Below are 16,443 nucleotides of genomic sequence, written 5' to 3' on the forward strand. Positions count from 1 at the left end.
GGCGCGGGGAACTGCGCGACCAGCCCCCACGCACCCGCACCCAAAATCGGTCAGACCCGCATCGGCTGAGGCGACTCCCGACGCTCCGGGTCCGGACCGTCGTACTCCCGAATGATCTCGTACCGAGTGTTCCGCTCCACCGGCCGGAACCCCGCGTCGCGGATCAGGTCGAGCAAGTCCTCACGCGTCAGCTTGTTCGGCGTGCCGAAGTTGTCCGCGTCATGCGTGATCTTGTACTCGACGACGGACCCGTCCATGTCGTCCGCACCGTGCTGAAGCGCCAACTGCGCGGTCTGCACACCGTGCATGACCCAGAACACCTTCACATGCGGCACGTTGTCGAACAGCAGCCGCGACACCGCGAAGGTCTTCAGCGCCTCCGCCCCCGTCGCCATCTGCGTCCGCGCCTGCAGGCGATTACGCACCTTGCCGTCCTGCATGTCGACGAAGTCGTGCTGGTAGCGCAGCGGGATGAAGACCTGGAACCCCCCGGTCTCGTCCTGCAGCTCACGCAGCCGCAGCACGTGATCCACCCGGTGCCGGGGCTCCTCGATGTGCCCGTACAGCATCGTGGACGGCGTCTTCAGACCCTTCTCGTGGGCGAGCCGGTGGATCCGGGACCAGTCCTCCCAGTGGGTCCGGTGGTCCACGATGTGCTGCCGGACCTCCCAGTCGAAGATCTCCGCACCACCGCCGGTGAGGGACTCCAGACCGGCGTCGATCAGCTCGTCCAGGATCTCGGACGCGCTCATCCCGGAGATCGTCTCGAAGTGATGGATCTCGGTCGCCGTGAACGCCTTCAGCGAGACGTTCGGCAGCGCGGCCTTCAGCTCCCGCAGCGAGCGCGGGTAGTACCGCCACGGCAGGTTCGGGTGCAGGCCGTTGACGATGTGCAGCTCGGTGAGGTTCTCCGACTCCATCGCCTTGGCGAGCTTGACGGCCTCCTCGATGCGCATCGTGTACGCGTCCTTCTCCCCCGGCTTGCGCTGGAAGGAGCAGTACGCGCAGGAGGCCGTGCACACATTGGTCATGTTGAGGTGACGGTTGACGTTGAAGTGCACGACGTCGCCGTTCTTGCGCGTGCGCACCTCGTGCGCCAGGCCGCCGAGCCAGGCCAGGTCGTCCGACTCGTACAGCGCGATGCCGTCCTCACGGGTCAGGCGGACACCCGCCCTGACCTTCTCCTCCAGCTCGCGCTTGAGCCCGAGATCCATGCCCACACCTTTCTACGACGACGTCCCAACCGTACGACTAGGCCTCTTCCGGCAGTTCCCCGACCCGGTTCTCCCACTTCGTGGAGAGCACGATGGTCGTACGCGTCCGGGAGACGCCCTTCGTCCCGCTGAGCCGTCGGATGATCTTCTCCAGGCCGTCCACGTCCGTCGCCCGCACCTTGAGCATGTACGAGTCGTCGCCCGCGATGAACCAGCAGTCCTCGATCTCCGAGAGGTCCCTGAGCCGCTGCGCCACGTCCTCGTGGTCGGCGGCGTCGGAGAGCGAGATGCCGATCAGGGCGATCACGCCGAGGCCGAGCGAGGCGGCGTCGACGGTGGCCCGGTAACCGGTGATGACCCCGGCCGCCTCCAGCCGGTTGATGCGGTCGGTGACACTGGGTCCCGACAGGCCGACGAGGCGCCCCAGCTCCGCGTAGGAGGCCCGGCCGTTCTCCCTCAGGGCCTGGATGAGCTGCCTGTCCACCGCGTCCATTGCGATCGAAGCCTTCCGCTGAAGTAGGTCTGTGGTTGTGGTGAGGTCCGGAGGGTGTGGTTCAGCCGGCGCGGTCCTGCCCGCCGCCGAGCTCCCCCTGCCAACGGCGGTAGAGCCCGTGCGGCACGCCCGCCGCGTCGAGTACGCGTCCGGCGACGAAGTCCACCAGGTCCTGGATGTGCGTCGCGCCCGCGTAGAAGGCGGGTGAGGCCGGTACGACGATCGCGCCCGCGTCGTCGAGGGTGACCAGGTGCCGGAGGGTCTGGCCGTTCAGCGGGGTCTCGCGTACGGCCACGACCAGCTTGCGGCCCTCCTTCAGGGTCACGCTCGCCGCGCGCTGCAACAGGTCCTTCGACAGCCCGAGCGCGACTCCGGCCACGCTCGCCGTCGAAGCGGGCACGATCAGCATGCCCCGGGTGGGGTACGACCCCGAGGACGGCCCGGCGGCCAGGTCGCCGGCGCTCCAGTGCCGTACGGCGTCGACGTCCACGGAGAAGGCGCCCGGCTTCCCGTCCGCGCCCCGGGACAGCCATTCCCGCAGGTCATCGCGCCAGTGGGCGTCCCGGAAGGAGATCCCGGTCTCGTCGAGCAGGGTGAGCCGGGAGGCCCGGGACACCACCAGGTCGACGCTCTCGCCGGCGGCGAGGAGGGCCCGCAGCACAGCGGCGGCATACGGGGTGCCGGAGGCGCCGGACACCCCTACGATCCAAGGCGTACGCGGCGTCTCGCCTGGCTTGACTGGGTTCACGACACTGAGCCTATCGGGCGTCGCAGGGTGGGAACCGGTCCAGGGGTGCGGGCCGTTGCACGGACAGGACGAGCGAACACTGGGGGCCGTCATGCCGGGTCCGGAAGCCAGGTGGTCGAAGAGCGACCGTGCGCTGGCCGCGGGCAAGCTGATGCTGGTGTGGGTCGCGCTGCTGTGGCTGCTCGAAGTGGTGGATGTCCTGACCGGCCACGCACTGGACGGCTTCGGCATCACCCCGCGCGCCCCGTCCGAGCTGGCCGACATCGTCCCGTCGGCGTTCATCCATTTCGGCTTCGCCCATCTGGCCGCGAACACGGTGCCGTTGCTGGTCCTCGGCTTCCTGGCCGCGCTCGCGGGGCTGCGCAGGTTCCTGCTGGTGTGCGCGCTGATCATCGTCGTGGACGGCCTGGGCGTCTGGCTCATATCCCCGGCGCAGACGAACACCGCGGGCGCCTCCGGCCTGATCTTCGGCCTCTTCGGCTTCCTGGTGGTGACCGGCTTCGTCGAGCGCCGCCCCCTGGGCATCCTGGCCGGCGTGCTCGTGGCCGCGATCTGGGGCGGCTCGATACTGGCCGGCCTCGCCCCCACCCAGTCGGGCGTCAGCTGGCAGGGCCACCTGCTGGGGCTGGTGGCGGGCGTGACGGCGGCGTTCGTGTTCCGCCGCCGGGCGGGCAGGCCCGCCCCGTCCTGGCGTGACACCGCCTGAGCGGACCGGCACCGTACTCACACGCTGAGGCCCCGCACCAGGAGATCCAGCAGCGCGCACACGAACAGGGCGATCCCGATGAAGCCGTTGACGCTGAAGAACGCCCTGTTCACGCGGGACAGGTCATGCGGGCGGACGATCGAGTGCTCGTACAGGAACGCGCCCGCGACGATCAGCAGGCCCAGCCAGAAGAAGGCGCCCGCGTCGGTGGCCAGGGCGTACCAGACGAACAGGGCCGTCGTCACCGCGTGACAGACCCGCGCTCCCCAGACGGCCGCCGGGACACCGAAGCGCGCCGGGACGGACCTGACGCCGATCTCCCGGTCGGTCTCGACGTCCTGGCAGGCGTAGATCAGGTCGAAGCCGCCGATCCAGACGCCCACCGCGAGGCCGAGGAGCACCGCGTCCCAGGACCAGGAGCCGGAGATCGCCAGCCAGCCGCCCACCGGGCCCATCGCCTGGGCCAGGCCCAGGATGGCCTGCGGGAAGTTCGTGAACCGCTTGCCGTACGGGTACACCACCATCGGGATCACCGCGATGGGCGCCAGCGCCAGGCACAGCGGGTTGAGGAGGGCCGCCGCACCCAGAAACACGGCCAGGGCGATCAGCGCGCCCGTCCAGGCGTGCTTCACCGACATCGCGCCGGTCACCAGTTCACGGTGCGCCGTCCGCGGGTTCCGCGCGTCGATCTCCCGGTCGATGATCCGGTTGACCGCCATCGCGAAGGTCCGCAGGCCCACCATGCAGACGGTGACCAGCAGCAGCCGTCCCCAGTGGACGTTCTTGTCCCACTGGTACATCGCCGTGAGCGAGGCGATGTAGGCGAAGGGCAGCGCGAAGACCGAGTGCTCGATCATCACCAGCCGCAGGAAGGCCTTGGCGCGTCCCGGCTGCGGGATCGCCGCGGAAGCGGAGGTCACAGGCCGTACTCCTTCCAGCGGCGGTCCACCTTCGCCGCCGTCTCCGGATCGGACTCCACCATGTCGGGCCAGCCGCCGTCGCGCGTGTAGCCCTCCTCGGGCCACTTCTTCGTCGCGTCGATACCGGCCTTGCCGCCCCAGAACTGCTGGTAGGAGGCGTGGTCGAGGTGGTCCACGGGCCCTTCGACGATGCTGAGGTCGCGGGCGTAGTCCGTGTTGCCCAGCGCCCGCCAGGCGACCTCGTGCAGATCGTGCACGTCGCAGTCGGAGTCGACGACCACGATCAGCTTGGTCAGCGACATCATGTGGGCGCCCCAGATGGCGTGCATGACCTTCTGCGCGTGCTTCGGGTACTTCTTGTCGATCGAGACGATCGCGCAGTTGTGGAAGCCGCCCGCCTCCGGCAGGTGGTAGTCCACGATGTCCGGCACGATGATCTTCAGCAGGGGGAGGAAGAAGCGTTCCGTCGCCCGGCCCAGGGGGCCGTCCTCCGTCGGGGGGCGGCCGACGACGATCGACTGGAGCAGCGGGCGCTTCCGCATCGTCACGCAGTCGATCTTCAGCGCCGGGAACGGCTCCTGCGGTGTGTAGAAGCCGGTGTGGTCGCCGAACGGCCCCTCCGGCAGCATCTCGCCCGGCTCCAGCCAGCCCTCGATCACGACTTCCGCCTGCGCCGGCACCTGGAGCGGCACGGTCTTGCAGTCGACCATCTCGATCCGCTTGCCGGCGAGGAACCCGGCGAAGAGGTACTCGTCGATGTCGCCGGGCAGCGGCGCGGTGGAGGCGTACGTGACGGCGGGCGGGCACCCGAAGGCGATGGCGACGGGCAGCCGCTCCCCACGCCGGGCCGCCACCTGGTAGTGGTTCCGGCTGTCCTTGTGGATCTGCCAGTGCATGCCGATGGTGCGCTTGTCGTGCCGCTGGAGCCGGTACAGCCCGAGGTTGCGGATACCCGTCTCGGGGTCCTTGGTGTGCGTGAGCCCCAGGTTGAAGAAGGAGCCGCCGTCCTTCGGCCAGGTGAACAGGGCGGGCAGTTGCTCCAGATCGACGTCGTCGCCGGTGAGCACGACCTCCTGGACGGGGCCGTCCTTCACCTTCTTCGGCGGTACGTGGGTCATCGAGCCGAGCTTCCCGAAGGCCTCGCGCACGCCGACGAACCCGTGCGGCAGTTCGGGCTTCAGCAGCCCGCCGATCTTCTCCGAGATCTCGCCGTACGACTTCAGCCCGAGCGCCTTCAGCAGGCGCCGGTCGGTTCCGTACACGTTCATCGCGAGCGGCATGCCGGACCCGCGTACGTTCTCGAAGAGCAGGGCGGGACCGCCGGCCTTCTGGACCCGGTCGACGATCTCCCCGACCTCCAGATACGGGTCGACCTCGGCCTTGATGCGCTTGAGGTCGCCCTCGCGCTCCAGCGCCCTGAGCAGGGAGCGAAGATCGTCGTAAGCCATGCGGTCCAGTATCCCCGAGCGGCTACCCTGGCCTGGAACCGCCCACCGCTTTCGCTGAGAGGCCGCATGCTCCGGGTACTGATGTTCCTCGTGCCGCTGGCGTTGAGCGTGTACGCGTTCATCGACTGCATCAGCACCAAGGATGACGACATCCGTCACATGCCCAAGCCGCTCTGGGCGCTGCTCGTCCTGGTGTTCCCGCTGGTCGGCTCGATCTCGTGGCTCCTCGCCGGCAAGAAGCGCAGGCCCGCCGCCGACGGCTGGTCCGGCGTCAGGGGCAGCCGCTCGCGGCAGTGGGTCGCGCCCGACGACAACCCCGACTTCCTGAAGTCCCTCGACGAGGACAAGAAGAAGGGCGACGACCCGGACCGGGACGAGCCCTGAGGTAGCACTACGGCTCCTCGGTTACGGCTTCTCGGTGCGCTCTGACGTCGGTTCGGGTTTGGTGTAGAGGATGTCGCGGGCCTGTTCCACGGCGCGGGAGATGCTCTCGGAGACGAAGTCGAGGAACCTGGCGATGTTTTCGAGTCGGTGGGCGGCCGGTGTGTCGGGGCCGAGAATGCCGACGCCCTGCCGGGCGACTTCGCCGAGGTGTGCGGTGGAGCGGGCGGCGGCCACCGCGGACTGGTACATGACGTCGTCGTCGACGGTGTAGCGCTCGCGGCGGCCCTCGCCGCGTTCCCGGCGGACGAGGCCCTGGCTCTCCAGGAACGCGATCGCCTTGGACACGGACGCCGGGCTGACCTGGAGGCGCTGGACGAGTTCGGACGCGGTCACGCTGCCCTCGTCGGTCGTGTACAGGCAGGTCAGCACCCGGGCTGTCATCTTGGGCAGGCCCTGCCCCATGAAGACGGTGGTGAACAACTCCTCGTACTCGCGCACGGCTTCGGGGTCGCGTCCGTGTGACTGCGCAGGCGTCCCGGCGGAGGCCCGGGGCGCGGCCTGCTTGCGTCGGTGTGCGCGGCGTTCGGTGGCGCGGTGGGCGAGGTCGGCGCGGTAGGAGACAGGGCCGCCGTTGCGCATGACCTCGCGTGTGATCGTCGAGGTGGGGCGGTCCAGGCGCCTGGCGATCTCCGCGTAGGCCAGGCCGTCGGCCAGCCCCAGTGCGATCTGCTGGCGTTCCTGCTGGGTGAGCCTGCCTCCCGGCATCGCGGCCTCCTTCGTGGTCCGTGTGTCCGCAGCATAGCTTTCACCCCTCCTCCATTGCAACGAACATCCTGACCTGCATTGCATTAGATCCCAATCCATTGCAATGATTTAACGGCACTGACCTGCATCTATGGCATCAGTACGCAACGAAGTTGTTGCCACATGCTCGAACGCAACGTAGCTTTTCCGTTGTCAGAAACAAGCAGCGAAGGAGCACACGATGCAGAAGTTCGACACCCCCGCCCAGGTGACCGCCATCCTCGACATCCCCGCCGGACGCATCCAGGTCATCGCCGCCGACCGCACCGACAGCACGGTCGAGGTCCGGCCCGCGGACGCCTCCAAGAACCGCGACGTGAAGACGGCGGAGCAGATCGAGGTCACCTACGGCGACGGCGTCCTGCGGATCAAGGCGCCGGAGCCGAAGAACCGGCTCCTCGGAAACGTCGGATCCGTCGAGGTGACGGTCCAACTGCCGGCCGGTTCCCACATCGAGGCGAAGACGGCCGCCGCCGAACTGCGCGGCGTGGGACGGCTCGGCGAGGTCGCCTTCGAGGGCGGCTACCGCTCGGTCAAGCTCGACGAGGCCGCGAGCGCCCGCCTCACCGGCCACGACTGCGACATCTCGGTCGGCCGCCTCACCGGCCCCGCGGAGATCAGCACCCAGCGGGGCGCCATCACGGTCACCGAAGCCGTACGCGGCACGGTCACCTTGCGCGTCGAGCAGGGCGACATCACGATCGGCGCCGCCCACGGCGTCTCCGCCTCCCTGGACGCCGGCACCAGCTACGGCCGCATCAGCAACTCCCTCAAGAACTCGGACGGCGCCGACGCCGCCCTGACCATCCACGCGACCGCCGCGCAGGGCGACATCACGGCCCGCAGCCTCTGACGCTCGAACTTCCCAAGGAGCCCTCCTCATGACCGGCTTGGCCATCGCGGCGAACGGGCTGCGCAAGTCCTACGGCGACAAGACCGTCCTCGACGGTGTCGACCTGGCCGTCCCGGAAGGGACGATCTTCTCCCTCCTCGGCCCGAACGGCGCCGGCAAGACCACCGCCGTCAAGATCCTCTCCACCCTCGTCTCCCCCGGCGCCGGCTCCGGTGCGATCCGCGTCGGCGGCCACGACCTCGCCGGCGACCCGCAGGCGGTACGCGCCGCCATCGGGGTCACCGGCCAGTTCTCCGCGGTCGACGGCCTGATCACGGGCGAGGAGAACATGCTCCTGATGGCGGACCTGCACCACCTGTCCAAGCGTGAAGGTCGGCGCGTGGCCGCCGAGTTACTGGAACGGTTCGACCTCACCGACGCCGCGAAGAAGCCCGCCTCCACCTACTCCGGCGGCATGAAACGCCGCCTCGACATCGCCATGACCCTGGTCGGCGACCCGCGGATCATCTTCCTCGACGAACCGACCACCGGCCTCGACCCCCGCTCCCGCCACAACATGTGGCAGATCATCAGGGAGCTCGTCACGGGCGGCGTCACCGTCTTCCTCACCACGCAGTACCCGACCTCGACGACGTGTTCTTCGCCCTCACCGGCAGCGCCAAGGTCCCCCACCAGCCCGAGGAGGCTGCCCGATGAGCACCCTGTCCCTGGCCGCACGCGACTCCGCCACCATGCTGCGCCGCAACCTCCTGCACGCCCGGCGCTACCCCTCCCTCACGCTGAACCTGCTGCTCACCCCGATCATGTTGTTACTGCTCTTCGTCTACGTCTTCGGCGACACCATGAGCGCGGGCATCGGCAGCGGCGGTCCGGACCGCTCCGCGTACATCGCCTATCTCGTGCCGGGCCTGCTGCTGATGACCATCGGCAGCACCACGATCGGCACCGCCGTCTCCGTCGCCAACGACATGAGCGAGGGCATCATCGCCCGCTTCCGCACCATGGCGATCCACCGCGGATCCGTGCTGGTCGGGCACGTCGTCGGCAGCGTCCTGCAGTCCGTCATCAGCGTGGTCCTCGTCGGCGCCGTCGGCGTGGCCATCGGCTTCCGCTCGACCGACGCCACCGTGCTGGAGTGGCTCGCGGCGTTCGGGCTGCTCGTGCTCTTCGCCCTGGCGCTCACCTGGATCGCCGTGGGCATGGGCCTGGTCAGCCCGAACGCCGAGGCGGCCAGCAACAACGCCATGCCGCTGATCTTCCTGCCGCTCATCTCCAGCGCCTTCGTCCCGGTCGACGCGATGCCGGGCTGGTTCCAGCCGATCGCCGAGTACCAGCCGTTCACCCCGGCCATCGAGACCCTGCGCGGCCTGCTGCTCGGCACCGAGATCGGCCACAACGGGTGGATCGCCGTGGCCTGGTGCCTGGGCCTCGCGGTACTCGGCTACGTCTGGTCGACGTCCAGGTTCAACGACGACCCGAAGTGACCACCGTGGTCGCGCGGGCCGTCTCCCGCACCTCGCCACACCCAGGGCGGCGCACACCGGCATCTCGCCGGCGTGCGCCGCCCGTTCGTCTGCCCACGGCCGGGGGCGGTGGATCAGCGCAGAGCGGTCAGGAACGCGGACCAGGCGGACCGGGTGACGACCAGGACCGGTCCGTCAGGGGTCTTGCTGTCGCGGATGGGGACGGCGGCGGGGAAATCGGGGGCGATTTCGATGCAGTCCCCGCCGTTGGCGCCGCTGTGGCTGCTCTTGATCCAAGTCGCCGCGCGCAGCTGCTCGCTGGTCATGGGCCTCGTAGCCTTCCCTCACGTCGCTGATCAGAGCGGCGGACTGAGGTGCTGACAGGGCGTCCGCTCTGAGCACATCATAGGTGCGCATGTGCTGCGTGAAGATGGCCGGATCATCGCTGAAGTGGCCCCGGTCGAGCGATTCCGAGTAGACCCAGCGTTCGCCGCCCGGAAGCTCGATCAACGACAGGGACGTGTCAGGGCGGTCGATCTCCGGGCGGTTCGACGGGGCGATCTGGACGCGGATGTTGGGCAGGCGCCCCACGGCCAGCAGGTGCTCGCACTGTTCCCTCATGACCTCCAGCCCACCCACCATGTGCCGCAGGCAGCTCTCGTCGAGCACGACGAGGTAGAACGGGCCGCCATCGACGAGGAATCGCTGCTGGCGACTCATTCGTGCCCGGACCCGTTCCGCCACGTCCTGGGCGTCTGTGAGTCGGCGACCGAACAGTGCGGTCGCGTACCCGGGCGTCTGCAACAGACCCGGGATGACCTGCGTCTGATACGCGCGGATGGCCACCGCCTCCGCGTCCATACGCGCCCTGCGCTCGAACCAATCCGGATGCTCCACCGCCGGATACCAGTCGATCCGCCCCCACAACCGCGCCAACACCCCACCCGTGCCCAGAAGCTCATCGCACGCCTTCGCGAAGGAGTCCTGCGGTACGCGCGTGCCCGCCTCCACCCGCGCCACGTGCGAACGGTCGCACGGGATCTGTCGTGCGAGAGCCTCCTGCGTCAGCAGCGCGGCCTCGCGGAAGTGCCGCAGCACCTCGCCGAACACGGCCGCCGTGCTCGCCCCCGTCTCCGCCCCGCCGTTCCGTCGGCTCACGGCCTCCCCCTCCGTGACAGTGCACCGGTGTCACACGCCAAGCATTGAACCGTGCTGTTCCCGTGCGCGACGCTCGATGCACACAGAGTTACGGAGGTGCGCGAAATGGAACCGGGAACGCTCGTCTACGACCCTCAGACGAACAGGGTCGGCGAGTATCGGGACAGAACCGGCCCGCATGTGATGCTGCGCCCGGTCGGCGGTGGCCGGGAGTGGCCGGCGGACCCGGAGAGGATCCGGCCGGCGACCCTGGACGAGCGGCTCAGTGCGGGCGTACGGGCCGTCAACGACCGGTCCAGGGAGGGGCTGTCGGCCGATCCTGCCCGGCCCCCGCTGCCGGTGCGGGGGTGCGCGGCGTGCGAGGAGCTGTCGGTCCGGCGGGACAGGGCGCGGGCGGCGTTCGACGCGAGTGCCGTGACGGACGCGAACGTTCTGCTGCGCAAGCACCAACGCGAGGAGCACGGCGGGGAGTCGGCGGGACGCCGGGTCTTCCGGTACGTGCCGTACTCGATCGTGCAGGACGCGTCCGCACTGCCCGAGTACCAGGCGTACTGCGTCTCGGGCGAGGACGCGGACTGCGGGGCGACATCGGGGCCGTGCCGGGCGCCCGGCGAGGTCGAGGAGTGGCAGCGCAGGCACACCCAGGAAACCCGGCACCTGCGCTACCGCCGGAGTTTCGCCGACTATGCGGTGCTGGAGCGGCACCACTGACGAGGAAACCGTCGGGGCCGCCCGCTTCTTCGCCCCCTTCGGTCGGCTGCGTGGCCGCTCGGCGAGGCGGAGCGCGGTCGCGCCTCGCCAGCACGCCGGGCGGGCCCGGCGGCGAACCGTGGGTGGGAGGTTCGGTGACCGCTAGGTCATGACCGTAGTGAACGGCAAGGTCCATGCCCGTCAGCTCCTGGCAGTTGCGGGTCAGCCAGCCCAGCGATGGCATGCACCGTCAGTGGGTCACCGCGCTGCAAGGCACCGTCACCTTCCACGTCAATGGCGTGCACGGCGGCATTCAACCGTTGCGGACGCTGTTCGGCCAGCGCCTTTCTCAGCCTCCGCTCACCAATTGCGATGAGCTGTTAACACCCCGGCCATGCCAGGGAGATGCCCAGCTCAGAGCCTTGTGCAGCACCCTTTAGGGCCATGTGGCCGATCTCGTCTTGCGTGGCGGCTCCGAATCCCAGAGCATCCATTACATAATCGCAGCGTCCCCACCTTCGACTGCCCGGGAGATCGGCATGCCCAGAACAGGCGACTCACATTCCAAGATTCCAGTCAACCCATTGGTAGCCACGCTCATCGAGAAAGACGTGGGGAACAATGTAAGGATTATTCGGGGATTCGTTGGCCCGTCAGACGATGACGCCACCGTCGTGATCTACCAGCGGCTTGACCGCCTGTCTGACAAGGTGGAGATCCCGAAGGCTGACATCCTGCACCACGCCGAGGCACCGTCTTCCCTTTTCGGAGGCGTGATTCTCTGGGTCAAGAAGGATGCCGAGGTCCTCATCAATCGAGTCGAGGAATCAGAACCCTCGAACGGCCCCCTAAAGGGAGAGATGCGGGAATCCAGAAAGGGAAGACTCCGCATGCACGTTCGAGAACGCGAGGTATGCACCTCGAATTGCGAGCCCTGCTATTCACCGTACTGCGAGGTGTGCACGTCGTCCTGCTGGGTTCCTCTGCGATGAGATTCGACGATTTGTGTACAGCATTGCAGGCACTCGAGTTCCCCTCTGACGGCGAGCGGGAGCACCCGGAACTCCGAGCCGTTCTCGCTGCGAGATCGAGTATCCAGGATGCCGTCCTCGATGACGACTTCCTCGCGAGCTGCCTTCATTTGGAGTTGCAACTGCTCGAGAGAAATGACTTGCGGCCGGGATTGGTGCCGTTCTTCACAATGCCGGGGCTCGGGATTCGATTCGCTTTTGGGTACTGGTCCCCGGGAGGCTCGCCAGGGCCACACGAGCACACAGCTTGGACGATTACTGCAGTCTGCCGCAATGAACTCGAGGTAGTGACCTACGACCGAGAGGAATCGTATTCTCGTCGCGAGTTGGTTCCCAAGAATCACTTTCCCGCCTCCGCCGGGAAAGTCGGCTACATCTACAAACCAAGCATCCATGCGCCGATTAATAATTCGTCGCGCTGGTCGCTGTCTTTCCATATGACCAGCCCGAGGGACGGTGAGGACCCAGGCGATGGATGCGGCGATCCCCTACCCGGCCTCTCGGGGAGGGCAAAACTCGACCGGACGAACAGCGACCACGTCTACCGAAAGGTCATTGAAACGCGGCGACGGGTAAGGCGCATTCGCGCCATCAGCAATATGCTTCCCTCCCTGAACAGCGCGAAAGCCTCGTCCCTTTTGGATAAATGTAACGCTCTCGGTGGCTTCATGACCGATAGGCCTGAGTCTGGCAAGCCGACCCGGCACGGGTTTGCCCTAGAGCGTGTGCACAGGGACCTTGAGCTGAGTTACCGCCTCGATGCCGGGATGGCAGTCCTCTATGCGGAGACTCGGTCTGGCTCATTGAAGGAACTAGCTGTCGACAGCCTCGGGCGCGAGGCGATCGCCTTTGTTTCCAAGGAGCGAAGTTTCACAATCGGGGATATCCCAGGAAATCTATCTCCGGAAGAGCGTCTGCACATTGCAGACGCTCTGGTAGAGACTGGCCTGTACGTGAAAATTGGTGATGATTATGCATGCACGTCAGATTGAGGTCGCATCGGACTCACGGCAGGTTTTCGGCGCCCTGTCTTACGAGGCTCCATTTGTTATCGAGAAGCTAGTAAAAGACCATATCGTAGACACACCGGAGGAAGGTCAAGCGCTTTTTGAAGAAGTCAAACGATACCTCGTACTCGTAAGCGTGAGCGGTGGGACGGCGTGGCCCATGTACTCCCTGCGCATCGACGAAGCGTGGCATCAATTCATCCTCTTCACTCGGCAGTACATGGAATTTTGTCATAAATATTTCGGTAGGTACATGCCTCACAGTCCGAGCAATTCTCCGACGGACGGCCAGGAGAAGCCTGCAGCCGCACCATCATTCATGCTCTTCGCGGATTGCTATAAGGAGCTCTACGGTGTGCAGTTGCCGAACATCTGGCTTGACGCGGAGACTGTCACAATCCGTCGGCGGGTAATCAATGACAGTGTTGGGTCAGTCAGAGTCCGGGCAGACTTGGACGCGGTAGACCTGCTGACTCCGAGCGGTGAAACTCTGTTTTCCGTTAACAGGCTTGCCGAGGATGCGCTGAAATTCATCGCCCGTACCGGCGCCTTCTACGTCAGAGAGCTGCCCGGTGACCTGAGCGACGATGAGAAGACGGCTCTTATTTCGACCCTGATGGAAATCAGGATCCTCCGTTCAGCCCCATGATATGTCCTCGCGCTCTCGACCAGGGGCCGATCGCCGCTAAACCCTCCCGGCGTGCTGGCGAGGGGCGACCGCGCCACCCCCTCGCCGAGCGGCAACACAGCCGACTGGAGAGGGCGACGGCCCTGGCCACCCGTTCCTCCCCCGGCCGCCCGCTCGCTTCTTCCTCGTGCTGGAACTGCCTGGGTCAAGGGTGGCCCGCAGGGCCATCGCCGAAGGCGACGCGAAGCGCCCTTGAGGCAGGCCGTGGAAGCACGACACTGGCCAAGAAGCGGGCGGCCCCAAGAGCACCGCTCAAGTCACCCGGTCAGGAACCCACCCGTCCGGAACCCACCGTCCGAGACACCCGCACGGCCGCCACGTCCTCCGGCGTCCCCTCCGCCACGACCCGGCCGCCTCCGGACCCGCCGACCGGCCCCAGGTCGATCAGCCAGTCCGAGGCCCGGACGGCATCCGTGTTGTGCTCGATGGTGACGACCGAGTGCCCGGCGTCGACCAGGCGCTGGAGGACGTCGAGGAGGCGGGCGGTGTCGGCGGAGTGCAGACCCGTCGTCGGTTCGTCGAGGAGGTACAGGGCACGGCCGGTCGTCCGCCGTCCCAGTTCCTTCGCGAGCTTCAGACGCTGGGCCTCGCCCCCGGAGAGGGTGGTGGCGGGCTGGCCGAGCGGGAGGTAGCCGAGGCCGACGTCCGCCAGGCGGCGCAGCCGGGTGGCGACCGCAGGGACGTCCTTGAACACGGTCAGGGCCTCGTCCACCGTCGCCTGCAGCACCTCGGCGATGTCGTGGCCCTCGTGCCGGACCGACAGGACTTCCGGGCGGAAGCGGCGGCCCCTGCACGTCGGGCAGCGCACCTCGACCGCCGGGAGGAAGTGCATGCGGACGGTGAGGACGCCCGCGCCCTCGCAGCGTTCGCAGCGTCCGCCGGGCACGTTGAAGGAGAAGTGGCCGGGGGTGAGGGCGCCGCGGCTGCGGGCGGCGAAGACCTCGCGGATGGGTGTGAAGACGTCCGAGTAGGTGGCCGCGTTGGAGCGCGGGACGCGGCTGACCGGCTCCTGGTCGATGAGGACGGCCTTGGACAGGTGCTCCCAGCCGTCGACGCCGTCGTGCTCGGCGGGCGGGTCCCCGGCCCGGTGGAAGTGGCGGCGGGCGGCCCGGCCGAGGATGTCCAGCAGCAGCGTCGACTTGCCCGAGCCGGACGGGCCGGTGACCGTCACCAGACGCCCGAGCGGGATCCGCACGGTCAGGTCCTTGAGGTTGTGGGCCCTGGCCCCTCGGATCACCACCGCCCGGTCACCGTCGCCGCGTCGGCGTGAACTCGGCACGGACAGGCGGCCGGAGAGGTACGCGCCGGTGACCGAGCCCTCGGTGCGGGCGACCTCCTCGGGAGTGCCGGCGGCGACGATCCGGCCGCCGTCCCGGCCCGCGCCCGGGCCGACGTCGACGACGTGGTCGGCGGCGCGCAGCACTTCGAGGTCGTGTTCGATGACCAGCACTGTGTTGCCGAGGTCGCGTAGTCGGCGCAGGACGTCGACGAGGCGGGCGGTGTCGGAGGGGTGCAGGCCGATGGTCGGCTCGTCCAGGACGTAGAGCACGCCGGTCAGCCCGGAGCCGAGCAGGGCGGCCAGCCGCAGCCGCTGCGTCTCGCCGGCGGAGAGGCTGGGGGTGGCCTGCCCGAGGGTGAGGTAGCCGACCCCGACGTCCGTCAGGCGCCGTACCCGTTCCTCCAGGTCGGCGGCGACCGGTTCCACGAGCAGCCATTCGTCCCCGTCGGACCGCTCGCGCAGACCGGCGATCCAGGTGCCGAGGTCGGTCAGCGGAAGCCGCGCGGCCTCGACGATGGTGAGGCCGTGCACGGTCACGGCCCGGCTCTCCGGCCGCAGCCGGGTCCCGCCGCACTCCTCGCAGGGCTGCTTCACCAGGCCCTGCTGTTCGGCGCGTTCGCGGTACTCGGGGTCGTCGGCGCGGTCCTCGTAGCGGCGCAGCAGTGCTGTCGCGACCCCTTCGAAGCGGCCCGCCGCCACGGTCTTCGGCGGCTCGATGCCGGGGAAGTGCCGCCGGAACTCGGGGCTTTCGACGCCGTGCAGCAGCAGGTCCCGCTCCTGCTCGCTCAGGTCGCCGACCGGCCGGCCGGTGTCGAAGGTGAAGCCGTAGTGCTCTGCGGCGGCGCGCAGTTGAGGAAGGCTCCACTCGGTGAACTTCGCGTTCCAGCCGCGCACCGCGCCCTCGGCGACCGACTTCGCGCCGTCGACCAGCCGTCGTACGTCGGGGCGGATGACCTCGCCGAGGCCGGTGCAGGCGGGGCAAGCGCCCACGGGCTTGTTGAAGGAGAAGCAGCCCATCACCAGTTCGGGTACGAGGGTGCCGCAGTGCGGGCAGGGCCGCTGCTCGCCCTCGGCGTCCTCGTCGGCCTCGGCACCGGCCTCGGCGGCGTTCGCGTACGACGGCGGGATGCTCTTCCCGCAGTCCGGGCACGGGCGTTCCCCGATGCGTGACCACAGCAGCCGCAGGTAGGTGAAGACCTCGGTGACGGTGCCGACCGTGGAGCGCGGGCTGCGGTTGGTGAGGTGCTGGTCGACGCTGATGGACGGGGAGAGGCCGGTGATCGAGTCGACGGCGGGCTTGCTGGTCCAGCCGGTGACCATGCCCAGCGACTCCAGGTACTGCCGCTGGCCCTCCCGGTGGAGGGTGTCGAAGGCGAGGGTGGACTTGCCGGAGCCGGACAGGCCGGTCAGCACGACCAGCTTGTTCTTCGGGAGGGTGAGGGAGACGTTCCGGAGGTTGTGGAGGCGGGCGCCGGTGACCCGGATGCAGTTGTCCATTCCTTCAAGTCTTCCATTTAAGTGCGGTGTTGAGACTTTTGAGGAGCCTCAGGCCATTTC

17 protein-coding genes and 1 pseudogene are annotated in these 16,443 nt (G+C 68.1%); 9 read left to right on the forward strand and 9 right to left on the reverse strand.

Annotated features, from left to right (window positions below):
- Positions 1-50: 50 nt before the first annotated feature.
- The 3 genes from mqnE to IE97_RS0109140 form a co-directional block, all read right to left on the reverse strand.
- A complete protein-coding gene (gene mqnE / locus IE97_RS0109130; protein ID WP_030234434.1) occupies positions 51-1,214 on the reverse strand; it encodes an aminofutalosine synthase MqnE in 1,164 nt (387 codons plus the stop codon).
- Positions 1,215-1,251: 37 nt separating this feature from the next.
- The gene (locus tag IE97_RS0109135; protein ID WP_030234437.1) at positions 1,252-1,707 is read right to left on the reverse strand and encodes an Lrp/AsnC family transcriptional regulator; all 456 of its coding nucleotides are present in this window, start codon (positions 1,705-1,707) and stop codon (positions 1,252-1,254) included.
- Between the two features lie 61 nt (positions 1,708-1,768).
- The gene (locus IE97_RS0109140; protein WP_078603139.1) at positions 1,769-2,455 is read right to left on the reverse strand and encodes a UbiX family flavin prenyltransferase; all 687 of its coding nucleotides are present in this window, start codon (positions 2,453-2,455) and stop codon (positions 1,769-1,771) included.
- 91 nt (positions 2,456-2,546) lie between these two features.
- Between IE97_RS0109140 and IE97_RS0109145 the strand changes: the two genes are divergently transcribed.
- Positions 2,547-3,161 carry a rhomboid family intramembrane serine protease gene (locus IE97_RS0109145; RefSeq protein WP_030234441.1) on the forward strand — a complete coding sequence of 205 codons (615 nt, stop codon included), beginning with the start codon at positions 2,547-2,549 and terminating at the stop codon, positions 3,159-3,161.
- A 17-nt stretch (positions 3,162-3,178) separates the two neighbouring features.
- Here IE97_RS0109145 and mqnP read toward each other — a convergent pair whose 3' ends face one another.
- Entirely contained in the window at positions 3,179-4,081 is a 903-nt protein-coding gene (gene mqnP, locus IE97_RS0109150) for a menaquinone biosynthesis prenyltransferase MqnP (protein ID WP_030234444.1), read from the reverse strand.
- A complete protein-coding gene (locus IE97_RS0109155) occupies positions 4,078-5,529 on the reverse strand; it encodes a menaquinone biosynthesis decarboxylase (protein ID WP_030234446.1) in 1,452 nt (483 codons plus the stop codon). Before IE97_RS0109155 ends, mqnP begins: the two co-directional genes overlap by 4 nt.
- A 66-nt stretch (positions 5,530-5,595) precedes the next feature.
- Here IE97_RS0109155 and IE97_RS0109160 point away from each other — a divergent pair, with 66 nt between their 5' ends.
- Positions 5,596-5,913 carry a PLD nuclease N-terminal domain-containing protein gene (locus tag IE97_RS0109160; protein ID WP_030234449.1) on the forward strand — a complete coding sequence of 106 codons (318 nt, stop codon included), beginning with the start codon at positions 5,596-5,598 and terminating at the stop codon, positions 5,911-5,913.
- A gap of 21 nt (positions 5,914-5,934) precedes the next feature.
- On the opposite strand, the gene IE97_RS0109165 is transcribed toward IE97_RS0109160, so the two are convergent.
- On the reverse strand, positions 5,935-6,678 hold the full coding sequence (locus IE97_RS0109165; protein WP_030234451.1) for a GbsR/MarR family transcriptional regulator: 744 nt from the start codon (positions 6,676-6,678) through the stop codon (positions 5,935-5,937).
- A 220-nt stretch (positions 6,679-6,898) separates the two neighbouring features.
- Between IE97_RS0109165 and IE97_RS0109170 the strand changes: the two genes are divergently transcribed.
- The 3 genes and pseudogenes from IE97_RS0109170 (at position 6,899) to IE97_RS0109185 (ending at position 9,054) form a co-directional block, all read left to right on the forward strand.
- Positions 6,899-7,570 carry a DUF4097 family beta strand repeat-containing protein gene (locus tag IE97_RS0109170; RefSeq protein ID WP_030234453.1) on the forward strand — a complete coding sequence of 224 codons (672 nt, stop codon included), beginning with the start codon at positions 6,899-6,901 and terminating at the stop codon, positions 7,568-7,570.
- Positions 7,571-7,598: 28 nt separating this feature from the next.
- Positions 7,599-8,189, forward strand: a pseudogene (locus tag IE97_RS40015) (ABC transporter ATP-binding protein); the annotation flags it as partial.
- A gap of 73 nt (positions 8,190-8,262) precedes the next feature.
- Positions 8,263-9,054 (forward strand): ABC transporter permease, encoded by a 792-nt coding sequence (locus IE97_RS0109185; protein ID WP_030234466.1) that lies wholly within the window; start codon positions 8,263-8,265, stop codon positions 9,052-9,054.
- Positions 9,055-9,167: 113 nt separating this feature from the next.
- Here IE97_RS0109185 and IE97_RS42820 read toward each other — a convergent pair whose 3' ends face one another.
- A complete protein-coding gene (locus IE97_RS42820; protein WP_234310453.1) occupies positions 9,168-9,281 on the reverse strand; it encodes a DUF397 domain-containing protein in 114 nt (37 codons plus the stop codon).
- Entirely contained in the window at positions 9,229-10,191 is a 963-nt protein-coding gene (locus IE97_RS0109190; protein ID WP_030234472.1) for a helix-turn-helix domain-containing protein, read from the reverse strand. The genes IE97_RS42820 and IE97_RS0109190 overlap by 53 nt, the downstream gene beginning before the upstream one ends.
- Before the next feature lie 105 nt (positions 10,192-10,296).
- Between IE97_RS0109190 and IE97_RS43575 the strand changes: the two genes are divergently transcribed.
- The 4 genes from IE97_RS43575 (at position 10,297) to IE97_RS42010 (ending at position 13,568) form a co-directional block, all read left to right on the forward strand.
- The gene (locus tag IE97_RS43575; RefSeq protein WP_030894427.1) at positions 10,297-10,902 is read left to right on the forward strand and encodes a hypothetical protein; all 606 of its coding nucleotides are present in this window, start codon (positions 10,297-10,299) and stop codon (positions 10,900-10,902) included.
- A 425-nt stretch (positions 10,903-11,327) separates the two neighbouring features.
- A complete protein-coding gene (locus IE97_RS42000) occupies positions 11,328-11,873 on the forward strand; it encodes a hypothetical protein (RefSeq protein WP_158708258.1) in 546 nt (181 codons plus the stop codon).
- A complete protein-coding gene (locus IE97_RS42005) occupies positions 11,870-12,904 on the forward strand; it encodes a hypothetical protein (protein WP_158708259.1) in 1,035 nt (344 codons plus the stop codon). The genes IE97_RS42000 and IE97_RS42005 overlap by 4 nt, the downstream gene beginning before the upstream one ends.
- The gene (locus IE97_RS42010; RefSeq protein WP_158708260.1) at positions 12,879-13,568 is read left to right on the forward strand and encodes a glycine-rich domain-containing protein; all 690 of its coding nucleotides are present in this window, start codon (positions 12,879-12,881) and stop codon (positions 13,566-13,568) included. Before IE97_RS42005 ends, IE97_RS42010 begins: the two co-directional genes overlap by 26 nt.
- Before the next feature lie 304 nt (positions 13,569-13,872).
- Here the strand turns inward: IE97_RS42010 and uvrA are convergent, their stop codons facing one another.
- The gene (uvrA, locus tag IE97_RS0109205) at positions 13,873-16,383 is read right to left on the reverse strand and encodes an excinuclease ABC subunit UvrA (protein ID WP_030234484.1); all 2,511 of its coding nucleotides are present in this window, start codon (positions 16,381-16,383) and stop codon (positions 13,873-13,875) included.
- Positions 16,384-16,443: the final 60 nt, after the last annotated feature.

Origin of the sequence: Streptomyces sp. NRRL S-455, from assembly GCF_000717875.1 — a bacterium.
Taxonomy (GTDB): domain Bacteria; phylum Actinomycetota; class Actinomycetes; order Streptomycetales; family Streptomycetaceae; genus Streptomyces.

Coding starts and splice junctions, on each gene's coding strand:
- IE97_RS0109160 (WP_030234449.1), top strand. CDS start 5,596: ATGCTCCGGGTACTGATGTTCCTCGTGCCGCTGGCGTTGAGCGTGTAC.
- IE97_RS0109135 (WP_030234437.1), bottom strand. CDS start 1,707: ATGGACGCGGTGGACAGGCAGCTCATCCAGGCCCTGAGGGAGAACGGC.
- IE97_RS0109170 (WP_030234453.1), top strand. CDS start 6,899: ATGCAGAAGTTCGACACCCCCGCCCAGGTGACCGCCATCCTCGACATC.
- IE97_RS0109155 (WP_030234446.1), bottom strand. CDS start 5,529: ATGGCTTACGACGATCTTCGCTCCCTGCTCAGGGCGCTGGAGCGCGAG.
- IE97_RS0109165 (WP_030234451.1), bottom strand. CDS start 6,678: ATGCCGGGAGGCAGGCTCACCCAGCAGGAACGCCAGCAGATCGCACTG.
- uvrA (WP_030234484.1), bottom strand. CDS start 16,383: ATGGACAACTGCATCCGGGTCACCGGCGCCCGCCTCCACAACCTCCGG.
- IE97_RS42010 (WP_158708260.1), top strand. CDS start 12,879: ATGATTATGCATGCACGTCAGATTGAGGTCGCATCGGACTCACGGCAG.
- IE97_RS0109145 (WP_030234441.1), top strand. CDS start 2,547: ATGCCGGGTCCGGAAGCCAGGTGGTCGAAGAGCGACCGTGCGCTGGCC.
- IE97_RS0109185 (WP_030234466.1), top strand. CDS start 8,263: ATGAGCACCCTGTCCCTGGCCGCACGCGACTCCGCCACCATGCTGCGC.
- IE97_RS42005 (WP_158708259.1), top strand. CDS start 11,870: ATGAGATTCGACGATTTGTGTACAGCATTGCAGGCACTCGAGTTCCCC.
- IE97_RS43575 (WP_030894427.1), top strand. CDS start 10,297: ATGGAACCGGGAACGCTCGTCTACGACCCTCAGACGAACAGGGTCGGC.
- mqnE (WP_030234434.1), bottom strand. CDS start 1,214: ATGGATCTCGGGCTCAAGCGCGAGCTGGAGGAGAAGGTCAGGGCGGGT.